General features: G+C 54.2%; 17 protein-coding genes. All 17 read left to right on the forward strand.

Annotated features, from left to right (window positions below; translation table 11 throughout):
• Positions 1 to 22 precede the first annotated feature (22 nt).
• Complete coding sequence (flgG, locus tag AVO41_RS08840) at positions 23 to 814, forward strand: flagellar basal-body rod protein FlgG (protein ID WP_068585774.1); 792 nt, start codon at positions 23 to 25, stop codon at positions 812 to 814.
• A gap of 43 nt (positions 815 to 857) precedes the next feature.
• The gene (locus AVO41_RS08845) at positions 858 to 1,583 is read left to right on the forward strand and encodes a flagellar basal body L-ring protein FlgH (RefSeq protein WP_068585777.1); all 726 of its coding nucleotides are present in this window, start codon (positions 858 to 860) and stop codon (positions 1,581 to 1,583) included.
• Between the two features lie 308 nt (positions 1,584 to 1,891).
• Complete coding sequence (locus tag AVO41_RS08850) at positions 1,892 to 2,986, forward strand: flagellar basal body P-ring protein FlgI (RefSeq protein ID WP_068585780.1); 1,095 nt, start codon at positions 1,892 to 1,894, stop codon at positions 2,984 to 2,986.
• Between the two features lie 12 nt (positions 2,987 to 2,998).
• A complete protein-coding gene (locus tag AVO41_RS08855; RefSeq protein ID WP_068585783.1) occupies positions 2,999 to 3,475 on the forward strand; it encodes a rod-binding protein in 477 nt (158 codons plus the stop codon).
• A 74-nt stretch (positions 3,476 to 3,549) separates the two neighbouring features.
• Complete coding sequence (gene flgK / locus AVO41_RS10880) at positions 3,550 to 5,556, forward strand: flagellar hook-associated protein FlgK (protein WP_068585786.1); 2,007 nt, start codon at positions 3,550 to 3,552, stop codon at positions 5,554 to 5,556.
• 15 nt (positions 5,557 to 5,571) lie between these two features.
• Positions 5,572 to 6,624 carry a flagellar hook-associated protein FlgL gene (gene flgL, locus AVO41_RS08865; protein WP_068585789.1) on the forward strand — a complete coding sequence of 351 codons (1,053 nt, stop codon included), beginning with the start codon at positions 5,572 to 5,574 and terminating at the stop codon, positions 6,622 to 6,624.
• Positions 6,625 to 6,709: 85 nt separating this feature from the next.
• The gene (locus tag AVO41_RS08870) at positions 6,710 to 7,996 is read left to right on the forward strand and encodes a murein transglycosylase domain-containing protein (RefSeq protein ID WP_068585790.1); all 1,287 of its coding nucleotides are present in this window, start codon (positions 6,710 to 6,712) and stop codon (positions 7,994 to 7,996) included.
• A 29-nt stretch (positions 7,997 to 8,025) separates the two neighbouring features.
• Positions 8,026 to 9,042 carry an NAD-dependent 4,6-dehydratase LegB gene (locus AVO41_RS08875; RefSeq protein ID WP_068585793.1) on the forward strand — a complete coding sequence of 339 codons (1,017 nt, stop codon included), beginning with the start codon at positions 8,026 to 8,028 and terminating at the stop codon, positions 9,040 to 9,042.
• Positions 9,035 to 10,198 carry a LegC family aminotransferase gene (locus AVO41_RS08880; RefSeq protein WP_068585796.1) on the forward strand — a complete coding sequence of 388 codons (1,164 nt, stop codon included), beginning with the start codon at positions 9,035 to 9,037 and terminating at the stop codon, positions 10,196 to 10,198. Before AVO41_RS08875 ends, AVO41_RS08880 begins: the two co-directional genes overlap by 8 nt.
• Positions 10,191 to 10,844: an acetyltransferase gene (locus AVO41_RS08885; protein ID WP_068585799.1), complete on the forward strand. Its 654-nt coding sequence runs from the start codon at positions 10,191 to 10,193 to the stop codon at positions 10,842 to 10,844. Before AVO41_RS08880 ends, AVO41_RS08885 begins: the two co-directional genes overlap by 8 nt.
• A complete protein-coding gene (gene neuB / locus AVO41_RS08890; RefSeq protein WP_068585802.1) occupies positions 10,837 to 11,856 on the forward strand; it encodes an N-acetylneuraminate synthase in 1,020 nt (339 codons plus the stop codon). Before AVO41_RS08885 ends, neuB begins: the two co-directional genes overlap by 8 nt.
• Entirely contained in the window at positions 11,856 to 13,064 is a 1,209-nt protein-coding gene (gene neuC / locus AVO41_RS08895) for a UDP-N-acetylglucosamine 2-epimerase (protein ID WP_068585804.1), read from the forward strand. Before neuB ends, neuC begins: the two co-directional genes overlap by 1 nt.
• Positions 13,065 to 13,104: 40 nt before the next feature.
• The gene (locus tag AVO41_RS08900) at positions 13,105 to 14,427 is read left to right on the forward strand and encodes an N-acetyl sugar amidotransferase (protein ID WP_068585808.1); all 1,323 of its coding nucleotides are present in this window, start codon (positions 13,105 to 13,107) and stop codon (positions 14,425 to 14,427) included.
• A gap of 3 nt (positions 14,428 to 14,430) precedes the next feature.
• Positions 14,431 to 15,207, forward strand: coding sequence for an imidazole glycerol phosphate synthase subunit HisF (gene hisF / locus AVO41_RS08905; RefSeq protein ID WP_068585811.1), 777 nt, complete (start codon positions 14,431 to 14,433; stop codon positions 15,205 to 15,207).
• The gene (gene hisH, locus AVO41_RS08910; RefSeq protein ID WP_068585814.1) at positions 15,204 to 15,836 is read left to right on the forward strand and encodes an imidazole glycerol phosphate synthase subunit HisH; all 633 of its coding nucleotides are present in this window, start codon (positions 15,204 to 15,206) and stop codon (positions 15,834 to 15,836) included. The genes hisF and hisH overlap by 4 nt, the downstream gene beginning before the upstream one ends.
• 8 nt (positions 15,837 to 15,844) lie before the next feature.
• A complete protein-coding gene (locus AVO41_RS08915; RefSeq protein WP_068585815.1) occupies positions 15,845 to 16,909 on the forward strand; it encodes an N-acetylneuraminate synthase family protein in 1,065 nt (354 codons plus the stop codon).
• 56 nt (positions 16,910 to 16,965) lie between these two features.
• Positions 16,966 to 17,982 (forward strand): phosphotransferase family protein, encoded by a 1,017-nt coding sequence (locus AVO41_RS08920; protein ID WP_160326792.1) that lies wholly within the window; start codon positions 16,966 to 16,968, stop codon positions 17,980 to 17,982.
• Positions 17,983 to 17,991 lie beyond the last annotated feature (9 nt).

Genomic DNA, 17,991 nt, shown 5'->3' on the forward strand with positions numbered 1-17,991 from the left:
GTATTAAGACCAGGAGACTGACATGAACAGAGCCCTTTACGTTGCAAAGACTGGTTTGGAAGCCCAGGATTTTCGTCTGGCGACCATTTCCAACAACCTGTCCAACGCCAACACGTATGGTTACAAAACCGGGCGGGCGGAATTTGATGATCTGATGTACCAGAATGTCCGTCAGCCAGGCGCTTCGGCGACGGAGAACGAAGACAACACCTTGCCATCCGGTCTGCAGGTCGGGACCGGTGTGAAAGCCGTGGGCGTGCAGAAGCTGCATACGCAGGGCAACGCCATGGTGACGGATAACCAGTTGGATGTGATGATTGAAGGGCGTGGCTTTTTCCAGGTATTGGACCAGGATGGCAACCTTCGCTATACCCGCGACGGCTCATTTGAAATGAACCAGAACGGCGATCTGGTCACCTCTTCCGGTTACCTGGTGGAACCGAACATCAACATCCCGCTTAACTCGACCGAAATCTTCATTGCTTCGGACGGCACGGTGTCTTACAAAGAACCAGGCAACCCTCAGCCGGTCAACGCCGGGCAGCTCGAGCTGGCAACGTTTGTCAATCAGTCCGGGTTGGAAGCACTGGGGCAGAATTTCTATGCCGAAACCTTGGCCAGTGGGCCACCGAATGTCAAACCGCCGGAAACGGAAGAAGCGGGCAGTCTGCTGCAGGGAGCGCTGGAATCCTCCAACGTCAATACCGTGGATGAGCTGATCGGCATGATCGAGGCGCAACGAACCTATGAAATGAATTCCAAGGCCATCAGTGCGGCCGATGGCATGATGCAGTACCTCAACAATAACGTATAAAAATAAAAAAATACTTTCCGACTGAACACAGGGAGAAAGAACGATGACCAGAAAACACTTGATTCAGAAAATGGCTTTAGTCGCCGCAACCGGTTGGTTCATGGCTGGATGTTCTTCCACACCGGAACGATTGGAAAAATTCAGTTATGAGCCGAGCTTTCCGGTGAACACCGCGCAGCAGGAAGGGCCTCAGAATGGATCTTTGTATCAAACTGCTAACAGCATGTCACTGTTCAACGATGCGCGAGCCCACCGGATTGGTGACATCATTACCATTAACCTTGATGAAAGTTTTGACGCGCAGAAAAAAGATCAAGCGCAGTATGACAAAACTAATCAACAGGACTTTGGTATCACAACGCCGGTGAATATTTTCGGTCAGGCACTGACCTCGCCGATCACGGCGCCTTTTGCTGCGGGCAACCCAACGGGCATTGGCATCGGGTACGGTTCTAATGGCAGCTTCAGTGGTAATGCAAACGTCAAACAAAACTCTGACTTGACCGGCTCCATTGCGGTGACCGTTGTAGAAGTGTCACCCAATGGCAACCTGGTGGTACGGGGTGAAAAATGGATCACAGTGCACGATGGCAGTGAAGTCATTCGCTTCGCAGGCATCATTCGTCCGCAGGACATTAGCCCTGAGAACACGGTGGCTTCCAACAAGGTGGCGGATGCGCGCGTGATTTATAAAGATGTGGGCATGTCGGGTGATACCAACCGTCCAGGCGTCGTCACCAAAGGACTCAACAAATACTGGCCTTTCTAAAAGAAGGCGCAACATAGAATTTACGGTTTTACCGGCCTGTTTTTCACTCTCTCCTTTTTGCAGGTCGGTTTTTTCTTTCCAAGGTGCTCTGTCTTAGGGCCCTTATTTCACCAGGCCTGGTGAAAACATAGTTTTTTTCTGGTCTTTGGGGGCAATTTTTGCCCCATTTTTTTGCCACCCATTCTTATCGTCCATTCGGATAAGAACTTTACCTTTTTTGCAAAAAAAATAGCCTGACTGGCATAAGCTGTGCTTTGGTATTTTGGCATAACAATAATATTGACGGCGTTTTCATAAAGGGGAACTCCATGCTTACCAGAAAAACACTTTTTATTACCCTGCTGCTCTGGCTGCCTTTGAGTGCCGCGGCCGAACGCATCAAGGACGTCGCCAGTGTGGCGGGGGTGCGTGATAACCAGCTGATCGGTTATGGGCTGGTGGTCGGCCTGAATGGGACCGGTGACAAAACCAGTTACACCACCCAGAGTTTGAAAAGCATGCTCAACAAATTCGGCATCAATCTGCCGCCTGGCACTAATCCGGAATCCAAAAACATTGCCGCCGTGGCGGTTAATGCCAATCTGCCGGCGTTTGCCAAGCCAGGTCAAAAAATTGACGTCACTGTTTCCTCGCTTGGCAACGCCAAAAGTCTGCGAGGCGGGACGCTTTTGATGACGCCCCTGAAAGGGCTGGACGGCAAAGCCTATGCGGTCGCACAGGGTAACCTGATCGTTGGTGGGTTGGATGCCTCCGGCGCGGACGGTTCCAAAATTACCATCAATGTGCCCAGTGTCGGGCGCGTGCCCGGTGGTGCGACGGTCGAGCGAACGGTCAGCAGTGGCTTTGATCTGGGCAATACCATCACGCTGAATTTGAATCGAGCCGACTTTACGACGGCCACCAATGTGGTAAAGGCTGTGAATGAAGCTTTGGGCGAAGGCACGGCCTTCGCTCTGGATGGGGAGTCGATTGAAGTGCGGGCACCGCGGGTGCCGGATCAGCGCGTTTCGTTTTTGTCAGTGCTGGAAAACATCGAGGTGCAACCGGGGCAGGAAGCGGCCAAGGTCATCATCAATTCGCGCACCGGCACCGTGGTCATCGGTTCTAATGTTCAGGTATCGGCCGCAGCGGTGAGCCATGGTAATCTGGTAGTCAAGGTGGATGAAAACACGGATGTGAACCAACCCAACGCCTTTGGTGGCGGCCAGACCGCTCAAAACCCCAACAGCAATGTGGCGGTGCAGGAAGGCGAGGGCCGCATGTTCAAATTTCCACAGGGCGTGACGCTTGACGACATCGTGCAGGCGGTGAATAAAGTGGGCGCCGCCCCCGGTGATCTGGTGGCGATCCTGGAAGCGTTAAAGCAATCCGGCGCGCTGAAAGCCGAACTGATGGTCATTTAACTGGAGCGAGTCATGAGTGTATTCGAATCGCAAAAAATGGACATGGCCCCGCAGGCGCACAAACAGATTTATGGCAACAGTGGCGGTTTTCAGGAACTGAGAAACCAGGCGAGGGACGACCAGCAGGCAGCTTTGCGCCCGGTAGCCGAACAGTTCGAGTCCATGTTTCTGGCGCAGATTCTAAAGCAGTCGCGTCAAGTCAGTTTTGATGATAAATTTATGGATGGGGAAAACGCCGATTTTTACAAAGACTGGTATGACCAGCAATTGGCGCAGGACCTGGGTTCTAAAGGATCGCTCGGGCTGGCCGATAAAATAGTCGAAGAGCTCTCGCCAAAACTGGCATCCCTGTCACCGGAAGCGCTGAATGAGCATAAGGCCGCTAAAGAGGCCTACATTGCTCAACAGACCCAGGTGAGCGAGCCGGCGAAAAAGAACTCGGTAGCGACCACCGAACAACAACTGCAGATGCGGGCCCTAGCTCAGTGATTAAGATGAGACAGGGTAAAACAAACGGTCGCGCTGAATTGGCTGAGACCATTTGACCAGAAAAGGACACGATTATGGCTGACATGTTAACCATCGGCTCCAACGCTTCCAATGCGTTCAAGCGCGCGATCGAGGTCACGAGCCACAACGTCAGTAACATGGGCACGGAAGGCTACAACCGTCAGCGTGCCGAATTTTCCAGTAACACCCCTGCGATGACTGGCGGCGGCTTTTTGGGCGCTGGTGTGAGGGTGTCGACCATTGAGCGCGTCTATGCTTCCTACATCCAGGACCAACTGGTGAACACCAACACCATGAAAGAGCGCTATACCGAGCAGTTGAATTTGTCCCAGCAAATCGAAGGGATCGTGGCCGGTAACGATGAAGGCGTTCAAAAATCCATGCAGACGTTGTTTGACAACTTTCAGAACCTGTCGAACAACACCACCAACCCGACCAGTCGCCGTCAAGTGATTGAATCGGTGGGTAACATGGAGTCCATGCTTTCGAATTTGAGTAATGTGCTCAAAGAAAGTGAAAAACAAGTCAACAATCAGATTGAAGACCTGTCGACAGAAATCAACAACCGCTTGCTTAAAATCAACGAGTTGAATAAACAGATTTCCGGCGCGGTCAAGGTCGGTGTGCAGGCGCCAAATGACTTGCTGGATCAACGTGACCAGGCCATCAAAGAACTCAGTGGTTACATGGATATCAAAACGTTTCGTCAACAGGACGGTCGCATTGATATCCACACCGGTGACGGACGTTACCCCTTGATCAGTGACAATACCCTGACCACAGTGAGCACCAAAAAAAGCGATTTCACCGATGACAATCGCACCGAGGTGTTTTTAAGACTGGGTAACCGGGATGTGAACATCAGTGACTCGGTCATGGGCGGACAACTGGGCGGTGTGCTGGATTTTCGTCGCAACATGCTGGATGGTGCCATGAATGACTTGGGCATGACCTTGAATGGTCTGGTGGCTTCGTCAAACTGGCAGCATTACCAGGGCTATGATCTCAACGGTAACGTTGGTCGGGAAATTTTTTCCGAATTGGAAGCCAACGTCATGGCCGATCGTGACAATGTGCGCGACGGTTCTGCCATCCGCGTCAGTTTTAACCCGCTCGACTCCACGGTCGCGGCCAAGCCGCCCTATGACCCGGTCGAGCCTGGCACCTACGCCGAAAAAAACGGGCAGTTGCAGACCGCGTTCGATGCCATTGGTCAGTTCAAGGCACAGAATTATGAAATTCGTGTGGTCGAGGGTCAGTATGAATTTTTTGCTCAGCCTTCGGGCGAACAAATCACGCCCACCGTCGATCCGGGCAATCCTGATATTTTTCAGATCGATGGGTTGCAGTTTGATTTGAGCGGGCACACCAAAATCGACGGTGATCGTTTTCTGGTAAAACCTCACCGTGACATCTTGGATCAGTTGGAGCAAAAAATTACCAATTCCGAAGATTTGGCCACACGAGGCCAGTCGGCGATTCCTTCGTTCCCGGATCTCAAAGATCGGCTTGGGGTGACCACCAATGATCTGGATAACACTGATCCGGCCAATACCATCAATGGGGTGACCTTGCGCGATCGATTTGACCAGTTGTTTGGCAATACGCCTACCAGCCGTTTTGATGCGGTGGACACCAGCGGTGATGGCATCATTACGCGTGCTGAATACGAGGACGCTGTGACGGGGATTGATCAGCTTGCGGTTCCCAAGCCAGCCGGCGAAGGGGACAATACCAATATCGCTAACATGGCCAGCTTCCAGTCCAAGAAATTATTGTTCAGTGATGAATCGGGCGAGGCCACTGAATCCTTGCTTGGTGGTTATTCTGCCATGTCTGCCAACGTGGGCATGTATGTTCGAGGCACTGAAATTCAGATGACGGCGCAAGAAAATACATACGACCAGATTGAGAAACGACGGGAATCCATGTCGGGGGTGAATTTGGACGAAGAGGCGGCCAATCTGATGAAATACCAGCAAGCTTATCAGGCTTCGGCGCAAATTATTCAAACGTCGCAGACCTTGTTCCAGTCGTTGCTTGGCGCCGTTCGGCTTTAATGGAGGTTAGTTCCAATGCGAGTTTCAACCGATTTATTTAATTCCCAAGGCTACAATTCCATTGCCGACCATCAAGAAGCGATCATGAAGCTTCAGCAGCAGTTGAGTTCGGGCAAACGCATCACCAAACCCAGTGATGATCCGGTGGCCACGACGCAGGTGCATTCGCTGAAAACGTCCATGGAGACCATCAAACAGTTCGAGCGCAACGGTGAATTTGCCAAATCTCAGCTGACCTTGGAAGAAACGCAGATCAAAACCACGGTTGAGTTGACCCAGCGTGCCCGCGACCTGGCGATCCAGATGTCGAACGGGACTTATAATGCCGCCGACAAACGATCCACGGCCGCTGAAATCACCCAGATTATTGAGCACATGCGCAACCTCATGAATTCGACCAACTCAGAAGACGAGCTCTTGTTTGCGGGTAACCAAGTGAATGCAGAGAGCGCCTTCGTCGAAGACCCGAACACGGCAGGCTATTACTCTTACATCGGTAGCCCTCGCAGTAACGGTCAGGTGGATTCAGCCGGTAACCCGGTATACAACGAAGAGGCCAATTTCGGTTCGCGCTTCGTGCAGATTTCGTTTGATGATGACAACACGCTTAACCCGAATGACCGTGGAGATGCCAGTCGTGTGCGTGTCACCGATAATGGCGGACGGGTATTCAACGTGGGCGCGGGCAGTTTGGCCGTTGACACGGATGGCGATGGTGTGAACGATGCGCAGGTAGACAACAACATCCTGAATGTGATGGTCAAGTTTCGTGACAACCTGCTCAATCACAACAATAATTTCGATGCCGAAATCGATGACATGACCGATGGTATCAAGCAAATGACTGAGCACATGGCGTCGATCGGTGGTCGTCAAAACCGGATTGAAGCACAATACGAAGCCGGTCAGATTTTTTCCATGTCTTTGGAAGAGCGTCGCATGAACCTGGAAGACATGGACATCGTCAAAGGGATTACCGACCTGACCACACGTCAAAATGCTTTGCAAATGGCACAACAGATTTTTTCCCGCACGCAAAATATGTCGTTATTCCAGTATTTGAATTAAATCACTCGCAGCACACCGGTGAGTGGTTGGCCTGGATTCTGCTTTGGAACCCTCCAAGGTTGGTTTTTTGACAGGAATCGCGTGCATGACCAGATTGGCATATCACAGTTTGTTGGCGTTTGGCCTGCTTATGCTGTTTGTGGGCGGGGCGGCTTCATCACTTCCCAAGGCGATGAGCACCCTGTTTGCGTCATCGGGGCATGAAGACAGTCTTTACCCCGATCGAGCCGTTGTGCATGCCCAGCTGTCCATTGACGCACCGCGAACCCCCATTGCGCCAAGAGCCGTTGTAGACGACCCCAACACATCGGCCAGTATGCCGACGACTAAAGCGGAGCGTTTGAGTGATCGTACCAGCCCGCCTGAAACAGCAAACTCGGCCGACCTCAATTCTGTAAGCACCACGTCCGCTGTGAATAAGCAGAGGCCGTCAACCCAAACGACCGACCCTCATGTTTCTAAGTCAACACAAGAGCCACGTTCAACGCCTTCGAACATGGCCTCACCTGTGTTGATTGAATACCAGGATGAGCTGGTTCTGGAATTCCCTAAATCGCTGGCGACCAACCAGCATCTGAAGCGGGCGCTCAGTCGTCTGTTTCTTTCGCCGCGTCGCCTGACCGATCGCGCGCTTTTGCGCAATGAGCGTTTGGACCTGACACAACGTCCTTATTATTTTCGTCGAATTCTCGATCACCGCGGCCAGGCCATTCGCTATCCGGCACAGGCTTATGCCTATGCCGAACAGCTGCTCAAACAGAATGCCAAGACCGTCACCGACGCCGAAGGACAGTTTTTACTTTTGAGCATCCCGTTGACGGATTATGGTCTCAGTGAGCAGGCCAAAAGTTACCAGGCCTGGGTCGAGGAGTACGCACGGCAGTTCAAGGTGCCTGCTTCGCTGGTGTATGCGGTGATGGAAACCGAAAGCAGCTTTAACCCTTTGGCCGTCAGCCGTTCCAATGCCATTGGGCTGATGCAGATCAAGCCGGGGGCGGCGGGCCGCGACGTGTATCAGTACATCGATGCCAGAACGGGCCAGCCCACGCTCAAGGAATTGTTTGATTCCAAAAATAACATCCGCATGGGAACGGCTTACCTGGGGCTGCTCAAACACGATTACCTCGGGGGCATAGAGGACGAAAAAATCAAACAAATGGTAACGATTTCTTCTTATAATGGCGGCATGCGGACGGTATTGGGCTTGTTCGGAGACACGCCGAAACAGGCCATTGAACAACTGAATCGACTGAGCCCGCAACGGGTGTATCGAACCTTGCGTTATCAGCACCAGTCGGATGAAACCCGCCGCTATCTGGACAAGGTTCTGCAGGCCGAAGTGCGTTATCGGGACCTACTGCAGACGGCTTAAATTCAATCAAGACAGGAGTCCGTGACCCCATGACATCAGGTGCGCTGACAGCCCAACACTGGCAAGGCCGCAATGTATTGGTGACCGGTGCGGACGGCTTTATCGGCTCCCACCTGGTGGAAGCCCTGGTTGACGCAGGGGCCAATGTCCGGGCGCTGGTGCTGTACAACTCCTTTAACAGCTGGGGGTGGCTGGATCACAGTGATGCCGCGGCGCATATTGACGTGGTCAGCGGAGATGTCCGTGACCCGTTTTTGTGTCAAAACATCTGCCAAAACATCGACACCGTGTTTCATCTGGCGGCCCTGATTGCGATTCCATATTCCTATATCGCGCCCAACTCTTACGTGGAAACCAACGTTAATGGGACGCTGAATATGGTTCAGGCGGCAAAAGATCAAGGCGTACGCCGTTTTATGCATACGTCGACGTCCGAGACGTATGGCACAGCGCAACGGGTGCCGATTGATGAAGCGCATCCCATGCAGCCTCAGTCGCCCTACAGTGCCAGCAAAATCGGGGCGGACGCCATGGCGATGTCGTATTACCATGCGTTTGGTTTTCCGGTCACCATTGCTCGGCCATTCAATACCTATGGGCCGCGTCAATCCGCACGGGCCGTGATTCCCACAATCATCAGCCAAATTGCCAGCGGCATGACACACATTCAACTGGGCGACACCTCTCCGACCCGTGATTTCAATTACGTCAGTGATACCTGCCAAGGGATGATGGCGCTGATGGGCACCGACCGGACCATCGGCGAGAGCGTCAACATCAGCAGTAACTTTGAGGTGTCCATTCAGGACACGTTGAACACGATTAAGCGTCTGATGAAATCGAACGTTGAATTTGTGCAAGACCCGCAACGACTGAGGCCCAAGGACTCGGAAGTGTTTCGGCTGTGGGGTGATAACCAAAAGCTGATTGAGCTGACCGGGTATCAACCGCAAACGTCCCTGGAAGCCGGGCTTCAGCAAACCATCGACTGGTTCACGCAGCCCGACAATCTCGCACGCTACAAAGCGGAGCAGTACAATGTCTGATCGAGTGGATTGGGACCGACTGCAGGCATTGATCCGTGCGCATTATCGCCAGCCCGAAGGGCTGATTCCTCTCCACGCCCCTTGCTTTGATCAACTGGAAAAAGCCAGGGTAAGCGCCACCATCGACTCCACCTTTGTGTCGTCGGTGGGCCCGGATGTCACCGAATTTGAACGTCAGGTTGCCGAGTATACCGGTGTCGAGCATGCGGTGGCCGTGGTCAATGGCACCATGGGGTTGTATCTGGCGTTAAAAGTGGTTGGGATTGAACCGGGGGATCTGGTCGTGACCCAATCGCTTACTTTTGTGGCCACGCCCAATGCCATCACCATGCATCAGTCTGAACCGGTGTTTGTGGACGTCGAGCGCGACACGCTTGGCATGTGCCCCCAGAGTCTGGAACAGTTTTTGACAACTCAGACCCATCTTGAGGACGGCTGCTGTGTGCACACCGAAAGCGGTCGCAGGGTGCGTGCCTGTGTGCCCATGCATACGCTGGGTTTCCCCGTCAGGGTGGATGCACTCAAAACCCTCTGTGAACGCCATCATCTGGCATTGGTCGAGGACGCGGCCGAAAGTCTTGGCAGTTTTTATCAGGGCCAGCATACGGGCACGCTGGGAGACGTGGGCGTTATCAGCTTCAATGGCAATAAAATCCTGACCACCGGGGGTGGTGGCATGCTGCTGACTCATGATGCCGATCTAGCTGCGCGAGCGCGCCATTTGAGCACGACGGCCAAAGTTCCTCATGCCTGGCGTTTTGATCATGACGAGCACGCATACAATTTGCGCATGCCGAATTTGAATGCAGCCCTGGGTGTGGCGCAAATGCAGAAGCTGCCCATGTTTCTGGAAGTCAAGCGCGCCTGGGCGCATGACTTGCAGGCAGAGAACGTGCTTCCCATGTTGACGGCACCCCAAGATACCAATCCCAATTTCTGGCTCAATGCCTTGTTGTGTGAGAACGCCGACGAGCGCGATGCGTTTCTGGCCTGGAGTCAGTCTGAGAATCTGCAGACCCGTCCTTTGTGGACGCCCATGCATCATTTGCCGATGTATCAACATTGTGAACACACCGAGCTGCCCCGGACAGAATGGCTGGCAGATCGAGTGGTTACGGTGCCAAGTGGTGTGCCCTGCGAGGTGTTGAGTGAGTGACACCGAATTACTGCTGATCGGCGGCGGCGGCCATGCCCGGTCGGTCATGGACGTGATTGAGCAACACCCTCAGTTTTCTGTCGCTGGCGTGGTGGATGCGGACAATAGCTTCAAGACAGTCGGCGCCTACCCCGTATTGGGAGAGGATGCGGATCTACCAGGCCTGGTAAAAAAATGGCCTGACTGTCTGGTCACGCTGGGGCAGGTGGGGACCGGCGCCATGCGAGAGCGGCTGTATGAAAATGCGTGTGGACTGGGGGGGCGTTTTCCGGTCCTGAAGTCACCCTTGGCCTATGTCTCCCCTCTGGCCGCTCTGGGCAAGGGAACCGTGGTCATGCATCATGCGTTGGTGAATGCGGGGGCCCGGGTCGGGCGCAATGTCATTATCAACACCAAAGCGCTGGTAGAGCATGATGCCGTCATTGGCGATCACACCCATGTGGCCACCGGCGCCATTGTCAATGGCGAGGTGCGCATTGGTCAGCGGTGCCTGATCGGTAGCGGTGCTGTGATCAAGCAGGGCGTTCGCATTAACGATGACGTCACCATTGGCGCCGGTGCCCGCATTGTCAAAGACATTCTCACCCCCGGTTGTTATCTGGATCTTGGGCAACCGTTGAACCCGCGAGCGCCTCACCATGTCTGAATGGACGCATGTGCCCTCTACATTCATCATTGCCGAAGCCGGGGTCAATCACAACGGATCACTCGATCAGGCCGTGCAGTTGATCGATGCCGCGGTGGCTGCCGGGGCCGATGCGGTCAAGTTTCAGACCTATCAGACCGAAGCGCTGGTGACGCAAACGGCCGAACAGGCAACCTATCAGGCCGATAACACAGGCGTCAGAGAAAGCCAGTTTGACATGCTCAAGCGGCTGGAACTTTCCAAGGCGGATCACGAGATTCTCTGGGCCCACTGTCAGCGCCAGGGAATCGAATTCATGTCCACCGCGTTTGATGCGCTCAGCATCGACTTTCTACACCAACTGGGCGTTCGGCGCTGGAAAATTCCTTCTGGTGAGCTGCTTTCGACGCCTTATTTGCGTCAAATCGCCGCCTTGAATCAACCGACGATTCTATCAACGGGAATGGGCGCACTGGACGAAGTGGATGGGGCCATAAAGACGCTGCTTGAAGCCGGCCTGGTCAAAAATCAGTTAACCGTTCTGCATGCCACCTCAGCCTATCCAACGCCATTTGATGAAGTAAACTTGCGGGCCATGCACACGCTCAGGCAGCGTTATGGCGTCAGCGTGGGTCTGTCAGATCATTCCCAGGGAATTGAGGTGCCGATTGCCGCGGTCGCACTGGGCGCGAGCGTGATTGAAAAGCATTTTACGCTGGACAAAACCATGCCTGGCCCCGACCACAAAGCCAGTCTGGAACCGGGCGAGCTGAAACAAATGGTACAAAGCATCCGCCATATTGAGCGGGCGCTGGGATCGGGACAAAAAGCGCCGACGACTCAGGAAATGGCGACGCGCGATGTGGCGCGTAAGCGCATTGTTGCCCGAAGTCCCATTGCTTGCGGAGAGCGATTCAGTGAGGCTAATCTGACCTTGAAGCGGGCGAGCCAGGGCTGTTTTGCCGACCAGTGGGACCACCTCATCGGTCAGAAAGCAAAGCGGGCTTATCAACGCAATGAGGCCATTGATTGATGATCGACCAGAACTCTGATGCAACCCTGACGATTGCGGTGGTGACGGCCACACGAGCCGAATTCGGCTTGATGCGACGTTTGATCGAAACCTTGCAGGCTCACCCGCGATTCGATTGTAAATTGTGGGTAACGGGGGCGCACTTGGCACCGGAACAGGGGCTGACGGTGCACGAGATTGAACAAACCGGTTTGCGCATTGATGCGCGAGTGCCGATTGTCAAACCGGGGCAGGGCGACCGGGATTTGGACACCTCGCAGATTGCGGCCAACGCTCTGCAGGCGTTTGGTACCCTTTTTTGTCAGCATCGGCCACAACTGGTGGTGGTGTTGGGGGATCGTTACGAAATGTTGGCTGTTGCCTGTGCGGCCTTGTTTTCGCAGGTCCCGATTGCCCACTTGCATGGGGGCGAAGTCACTGAAGGGGCCATGGATGAGGCCATTCGGCACGCCCTGACCAAACTGGCCAGTCTGCACTTTGTCGCCGCAGAGCCCTACCGCCGCCGGGTCATCCAGATGGGGGAGCCGCCAGAGCGTGTATGGAATGTGGGCGCGCCGGGGCTGGATGTGATCCGGCATACCGATTATCTGTCGAAAACGGCACTGAGTGAAGCGCTCAACTGGTCCTGGCAAGATCCTTTACTGGTGGTGACCTATCATCCCGTGACCTGGTCCGAGAATGAGCGCAAAGCCGCTGTGCAGCCTTTGCTGGACGCTCTGTCTCTTTTGCCGCAAGCCAGTATTTTGTGGACGTCCGCCAATCTGGACGCTGGCGGCAAGCAATTGAACCAGCAGATTGATCAGTGGGCCGAAACCACGCATCTCAACGTCAAGCGTGTCACATCTTTGGGGTCACAGCGCTATTTGAGTGCCTTGCGCTTGGCGGATGCCGTGGTCGGTAACTCGTCAAGTGGTATCATAGAGGCGCCCGCACTGGGTGTGCCAACTGTGAACATCGGGGCGCGCCAGGACGGGCGCTTACGGGCGCAGAGCATTGTTGACTGTGCCGCCCTTCCGGAGGCCATTTCTGAGGCATTAAACACAGCGTTGTCGCCCGATTTCCAGAAGCAGGCCCGTGAAGCGGAGTCTGTGTACGGATCCGGGCAGACGGCTGAGAGCGTTCGAGATGTGTTGCTTGAGGTTTTGACCCAATCGTCGGCCGAACTGGCGCACAAACGCTTTTATGATTTACCCGATTGGCCGTTATAACTTATATACACGAGCGCAGACATACAACAAAAGGATACGCATGAGTTTTTTGATTCCCAAACCGACCCCCGTTGATTTGACAAAATTCGAAGTCCCGGAAGATCAGTTGGAAACCAAATACGGCCTGCCCCGTGACGTCAAATTCTGTAAAAAATGCACCATCTCCAATCAACGTCCCAACTCGGCAGTTGAATACAAACACACCAAAGACACCAAAAAAGCCACCATTAACTTTGATGACGAAGGCGTCTGTGATGCCTGTCGCGTGGCCGAAGAAAAAGAACATAGCATCGACTGGGGAATGCGCGAAGAGGAATTGCAGGCCTTGTGTGACAAACACCGTTCCAAAGACGGTTCCTATGACTGTCTTCTGCCCGGCTCCGGCGGCAAGGACAGCTTTTATGCCTCGCACATCCTCAAAGAAAAATACGGCATGCATCCGTTCACCGTCACCTGGGCCCCGCATATTTACACCGAATGGGGCTGGCGTAATTTTCAGAAATGGATTCATGCCGGGTTTGATAATCAGTTGATGACGCCCAACGGGCGGGTTCATCGTTTGTTGACGCGTCTGTCGGTGGAAAAGCTGTTTCACCCGTTCCAGGCGTTTATGATCGGGCAAAAGGCCCTGGCGCCGAAAATGGCGGCGATGATGAACATTCCACTGGTGTTTTTCGGCGAAAACGAAGCCGAATACGGCAATCCCAAAGGCGATACGGACAAAGCCCAGCGCGACTGGCAGTATTTCACCATGACCGACGAAGCTGAGATCAACATCGGCGGCGTGTCGATCAAGTCACTCAAAGACGATTTCGGGCTGGAAAAAGCTGACCTCGACCCTTACATGCCCGCTGATCCGCAAAAACTGCAAGACACCGGGGTGGAAGTGCACTATCTGGGCTACTATCTGAAATGGCACCCGCAAAGCTGTTATTACTATGCGCACGAACACGGTGGCTTCGAAGCTTCACCCGAGCGCACGCCCGGTACTTATTCCAAATACAATTCCATTGACGACAAGATCGACGATTTCCATTATTACACCACGGGCGTGAAATTCGGGATTGGCCGCGCTACCTACGATGCGGCACAGGAAATCCGCTCCGGCGACATCGAGCGCGAAGAAGGCGTCGCGCTGGTCAAACGCTTTGACATGGAGTTCCCCGAGCGTTTTGCCGAAGAGATTTTTCAATACCTGAGCATCCCGGAAAAAGAATTCCCGATTGCCTCAAAGATGTTCGAACAGCCGATCATGGATCGTGAATACTTTGACACCCTCACCGACACCTTCCGCAGCCCGCATCTCTGGAAAAAAGAAAACGGTGTCTGGAAGCAGCGTCATACGGTTTGGCAGGAAAGTTAACGTATGATTCGTCTAATCCCTCGTCTTGATATTAAATCCAAGCATCTGATTAAGGGTGTGAAGCTGGAAGGCTTGCGTAAGATCGGCAATCCGAATGAATATGCGCGTCGGTATTACGAGCAGGGCGCCGATGAGTTATTGTATATGGACGCGGTGGCCTCGCTGTACGGACGCAACAGCCTGACGGAGATTGTCAAAGAAACGGTGAAATCGGTGTTTATTCCGATCACTGTTGGCGGCGGGATCCGTTCGGTGGACGATGCGCGGGAGATTCTACGTTCCGGGGCCGATAAAGTGGCGATCAATACCGCGGCGGTGCAACGCCCGGAGTTAATTCGTGAGATGGCACAGGCTTTTGGTTCGCAATGCGTGGTTTTATCGGTGGAAGCGATTCAGCAGGCCGACGGTCAATGGCTGGCGTTTACCGACAACGGCCGGGAACACACGGGGCTGAATGTGGTCGAATGGGTCAAAAAAGCGGTCGATCTCGGTGCGGGCGAAGTGTTGTTGACCTCAGTGGACCGTGAGGGCGGGCGCAAAGGCTACGACCTGGCCTTGATCGAGGCGGTCTCAAAGGCCGTGTCGGTACCGTTGATAGCCTCCGGCGGCATGGGTGAAGCGATCCATGGCGTGGAAGCGGTGGAAGCCGGTGCCAATGCCGTGGCGATGGCGGACATTCTGCATTACCAGCGCGATAGTGTTTCCGGCATTCGTCAAGTGTGCCAGCAAAACGGTCTGACGGTGCGTCCGCCTTCGGCGATTCGGGAGGCAGGCGCATGAGTCAGGTCACGATCATTGATTATGGCGCGGGCAATCTGTTGAATGTGCAGCGCGCGTTTGAACACTGCGGGGCCGAGGTGGCGATTGCCACCACGCCCGAACAGATTGCCGCCGCAGACCGTCTGGTGTTTCCGGGGGTGGGCGCTTTTCCCGAGGCGATGCAGCAATTGCAGGCACAAAACCTGGTGGCGGCCATTCAAGACTCAGCGAAAGATAAACCGTTTTTGGGGATTTGCCTGGGCATGCAAATGATGCTGACGCAGGGCGAGGAATTTGAAACCACGCCCGGTCTGCAATTATTACCAGGCCTGGTAAAAAAGCTACCTGAGACGGCGTGTGATGGCAGCCCTATGACCATCCCACATATGGGATGGGCGCGCATTCAGCCGGGGCCAGCCGGTTGGGCCGACAGCCTGCTTCAGGCGGTGTCGCAAGACAATGCGTTTTATTTTGTGCATTCTTATTTTGCCGATCTGGCCGAAGCCTCGGATCAATTGGCGAGTTTTGATTTCGGTGGTCATGCCATTACCGCCGCCGTTCAACGTGACAATCTGATGGGCTGTCAGTTTCACCCTGAAAAATCGGGCGAGCTGGGCCTGCAGATCATTGACACGTTTTTAACCCTCTAGGGCAGACTATGAACCATTGGCATCGCATTCAACAAAACGGGCGACCGCTTTTTCTGCCGGACATCGGTACCTATTTCAATCAGGATATGCAGCAGGCACAAAAGCTGGTGGACGCGCTGGCCGAGGCTGGTGTGACCACCATTAAAGGTGAGATCCTGAACCATGCCGACATTTGTCTGGACGCGCAGTTGTCCGGCAATGAAAAATACTGGGGCCATCGCAGTGGCGAACGCATTGAAGAAAATTACCGTGCCCTGATTGAGCGTAAAGTGGTGCCGCTGTCGGCCTATGAGAGCCTGTTTCGTTATGCTCAGTCGAAAGGCTTGGGCGTGGTGGTTTCGGTCTATGATTTTGACGGGGCCGAGTTTGCCCGGACGCTGAGGTGTGAGGCCATTAAGATTGCTTCGTCCAACATCACCCACCAGCCATTGATCGAATACGTGGCACGTCAGGATCTGCCCATAATCCTTGATACGGGGCATGCCACCCTGGAGGAAGCGGCGCGAGCGGTCAACTGGATTCAGGACGCGTCACCGCGTGGCGAGCAGGCGGAGCTGTTGATCGAGCATAGCCCAAAAGGCCCGCCGGCGCCGGTGGCGGAACAGAATTTGCGCTTCATGCAGACACTGGGGCAGGCCGTTGGTTTGCCTTATGGGTTGTCGGATCATCACGGCGGCGATGAAATGCTGTTGGCGGCCACAGCACTGGGTGCGACGGTGTTGGAAAAGGGTGTCTGTCCGGACGACATGGGTGATGAGCAGGACGGTGGCCATGCCATGCCGATCAGTGACGTAGCGGAGGTGTTACAGCGTATTCATGCCATTGCCGATGGATTGGGCAGCGGGATCAGAACCCTGCCCAGACAACGTGACAAATACATCTCGCGGATGGGGCTGGTGGCCAGGACCGATCTTCAGCCCGGCGATGAATTAAATCTGGAAACCGTCCGGTTTGCCTTTCCGGCGTTGGGTGTCGGCACGGAATACTGGTCCGAGGTGGTGGGGGGTTCGGTTAAACAGTCGATTTCAGCTGGCGAGGTACTGGACTGGCCAGCGATCGATTTTGGCGGCTAGGAATGGTCTGGTTGCCTGATTCGCCCGCTTTTGCAGGCATAAGACCCCCTGAGCTTGTGTGGGCAACCCTCAACCCTTCGGTCTTGATCAAGGCACACCCGGCCTGGCGGCAATTCCAAAACACCTTTCCTCAAGTGAGCGGGTCGGATCTTGTCATTGAGCGTCTTCAAACAGCTCACAATGCGCCTTATGGGTTTTATCGTCTTCGGAGAGGTACCCATGACTGGTTTGTCAAGTTGGTGCCGACGCACGGTGCGCGACGCCAGGCGCAAGCTCAAGGCGTGGCTGATTTCCTGTCAGAGCAGGGGATTGCCGTGCCCAAACTGCTGGATGGGTTTCCGTGCGATTTGACCGATCAGGTCTCGGCTTTGGGGTATGACTATTATCCCGGGCGTTTCAGTGATTACAGCCAGTCAGATTTGCGCCGCATTGGACACACCATCGGACAAGTGCACCGGGCACTGACATGTTTTCCTGAATCGGAGGTCGTCAAACAGGCAGCCATTCACCGCAAAACCATGCTGTGTGAACGCTGGCAGCGTCTGTTGCAGTGCCCGGATCAAATGCAGTCTTTGCCTGAAGCCGGTCAGGCGATTTTGCGAACGCATTCCCCCGAATGGTTATGGCATCTGATGGAAAACGGGCAAATGGTGCATGGCGATCTGAATGTGGGCAATCTCTGGTTTGCCGATTCAGGCGAATTGATGGTGCTGGACTGGGAGGACAGTCTGACTGCCTGGTTTGACCCTCTGAAAGATCTGGCGTTTGTGATCGAGCGGTTTGTCTTGACGGTGCATGATGCCTCTGAGCTGGCGCATCGCTCCCATGATCTGCTTGATGCCTACTTCGAGATCAACCCTGTGACGATTCAATCCGATTCACGATTTGTGGATCTGTTGCAGGCTCTGGCGACCCGTTCTTTGTTGATTCTGGCCGAGAGTCAAGCCAGTGGAAACGCAAAGCCGGCCGAATCCGAGTGGCAAAAATTCTGTTTTTTATATAAGCTAACTCAACAGTACGAAGAACCACTCAAACAAATCGCCGCGCCCTTTGTCGCGCGCCAGGACGGATAACCCGTTTTT

The organism is Thiomicrospira sp. WB1 (assembly GCF_001507535.1).
Lineage (GTDB): Bacteria > Pseudomonadota > Gammaproteobacteria > Thiomicrospirales > Thiomicrospiraceae > Hydrogenovibrio.

Excerpts from the sequence above, each read along its gene's own strand:
- flgG (WP_068585774.1), top strand. The coding sequence starts at position 23 with ATGAACAGAGCCCTTTACGTTGCAAAGACTGGTTTGGAAGCCCAGGAT.
- AVO41_RS08845 (WP_068585777.1), top strand. The coding sequence starts at position 858 with ATGACCAGAAAACACTTGATTCAGAAAATGGCTTTAGTCGCCGCAACC.
- AVO41_RS08850 (WP_068585780.1), top strand. The coding sequence starts at position 1,892 with ATGCTTACCAGAAAAACACTTTTTATTACCCTGCTGCTCTGGCTGCCT.
- AVO41_RS08855 (WP_068585783.1), top strand. The coding sequence starts at position 2,999 with ATGAGTGTATTCGAATCGCAAAAAATGGACATGGCCCCGCAGGCGCAC.
- flgK (WP_068585786.1), top strand. The coding sequence starts at position 3,550 with ATGGCTGACATGTTAACCATCGGCTCCAACGCTTCCAATGCGTTCAAG.
- flgL (WP_068585789.1), top strand. The coding sequence starts at position 5,572 with ATGCGAGTTTCAACCGATTTATTTAATTCCCAAGGCTACAATTCCATT.
- AVO41_RS08870 (WP_068585790.1), top strand. The coding sequence starts at position 6,710 with ATGACCAGATTGGCATATCACAGTTTGTTGGCGTTTGGCCTGCTTATG.
- AVO41_RS08875 (WP_068585793.1), top strand. The coding sequence starts at position 8,026 with ATGACATCAGGTGCGCTGACAGCCCAACACTGGCAAGGCCGCAATGTA.
- AVO41_RS08880 (WP_068585796.1), top strand. The coding sequence starts at position 9,035 with ATGTCTGATCGAGTGGATTGGGACCGACTGCAGGCATTGATCCGTGCG.
- neuB (WP_068585802.1), top strand. The coding sequence starts at position 10,837 with ATGTCTGAATGGACGCATGTGCCCTCTACATTCATCATTGCCGAAGCC.
- neuC (WP_068585804.1), top strand. The coding sequence starts at position 11,856 with ATGATCGACCAGAACTCTGATGCAACCCTGACGATTGCGGTGGTGACG.
- AVO41_RS08900 (WP_068585808.1), top strand. The coding sequence starts at position 13,105 with ATGAGTTTTTTGATTCCCAAACCGACCCCCGTTGATTTGACAAAATTC.
- hisF (WP_068585811.1), top strand. The coding sequence starts at position 14,431 with ATGATTCGTCTAATCCCTCGTCTTGATATTAAATCCAAGCATCTGATT.
- hisH (WP_068585814.1), top strand. The coding sequence starts at position 15,204 with ATGAGTCAGGTCACGATCATTGATTATGGCGCGGGCAATCTGTTGAAT.
- AVO41_RS08915 (WP_068585815.1), top strand. The coding sequence starts at position 15,845 with ATGAACCATTGGCATCGCATTCAACAAAACGGGCGACCGCTTTTTCTG.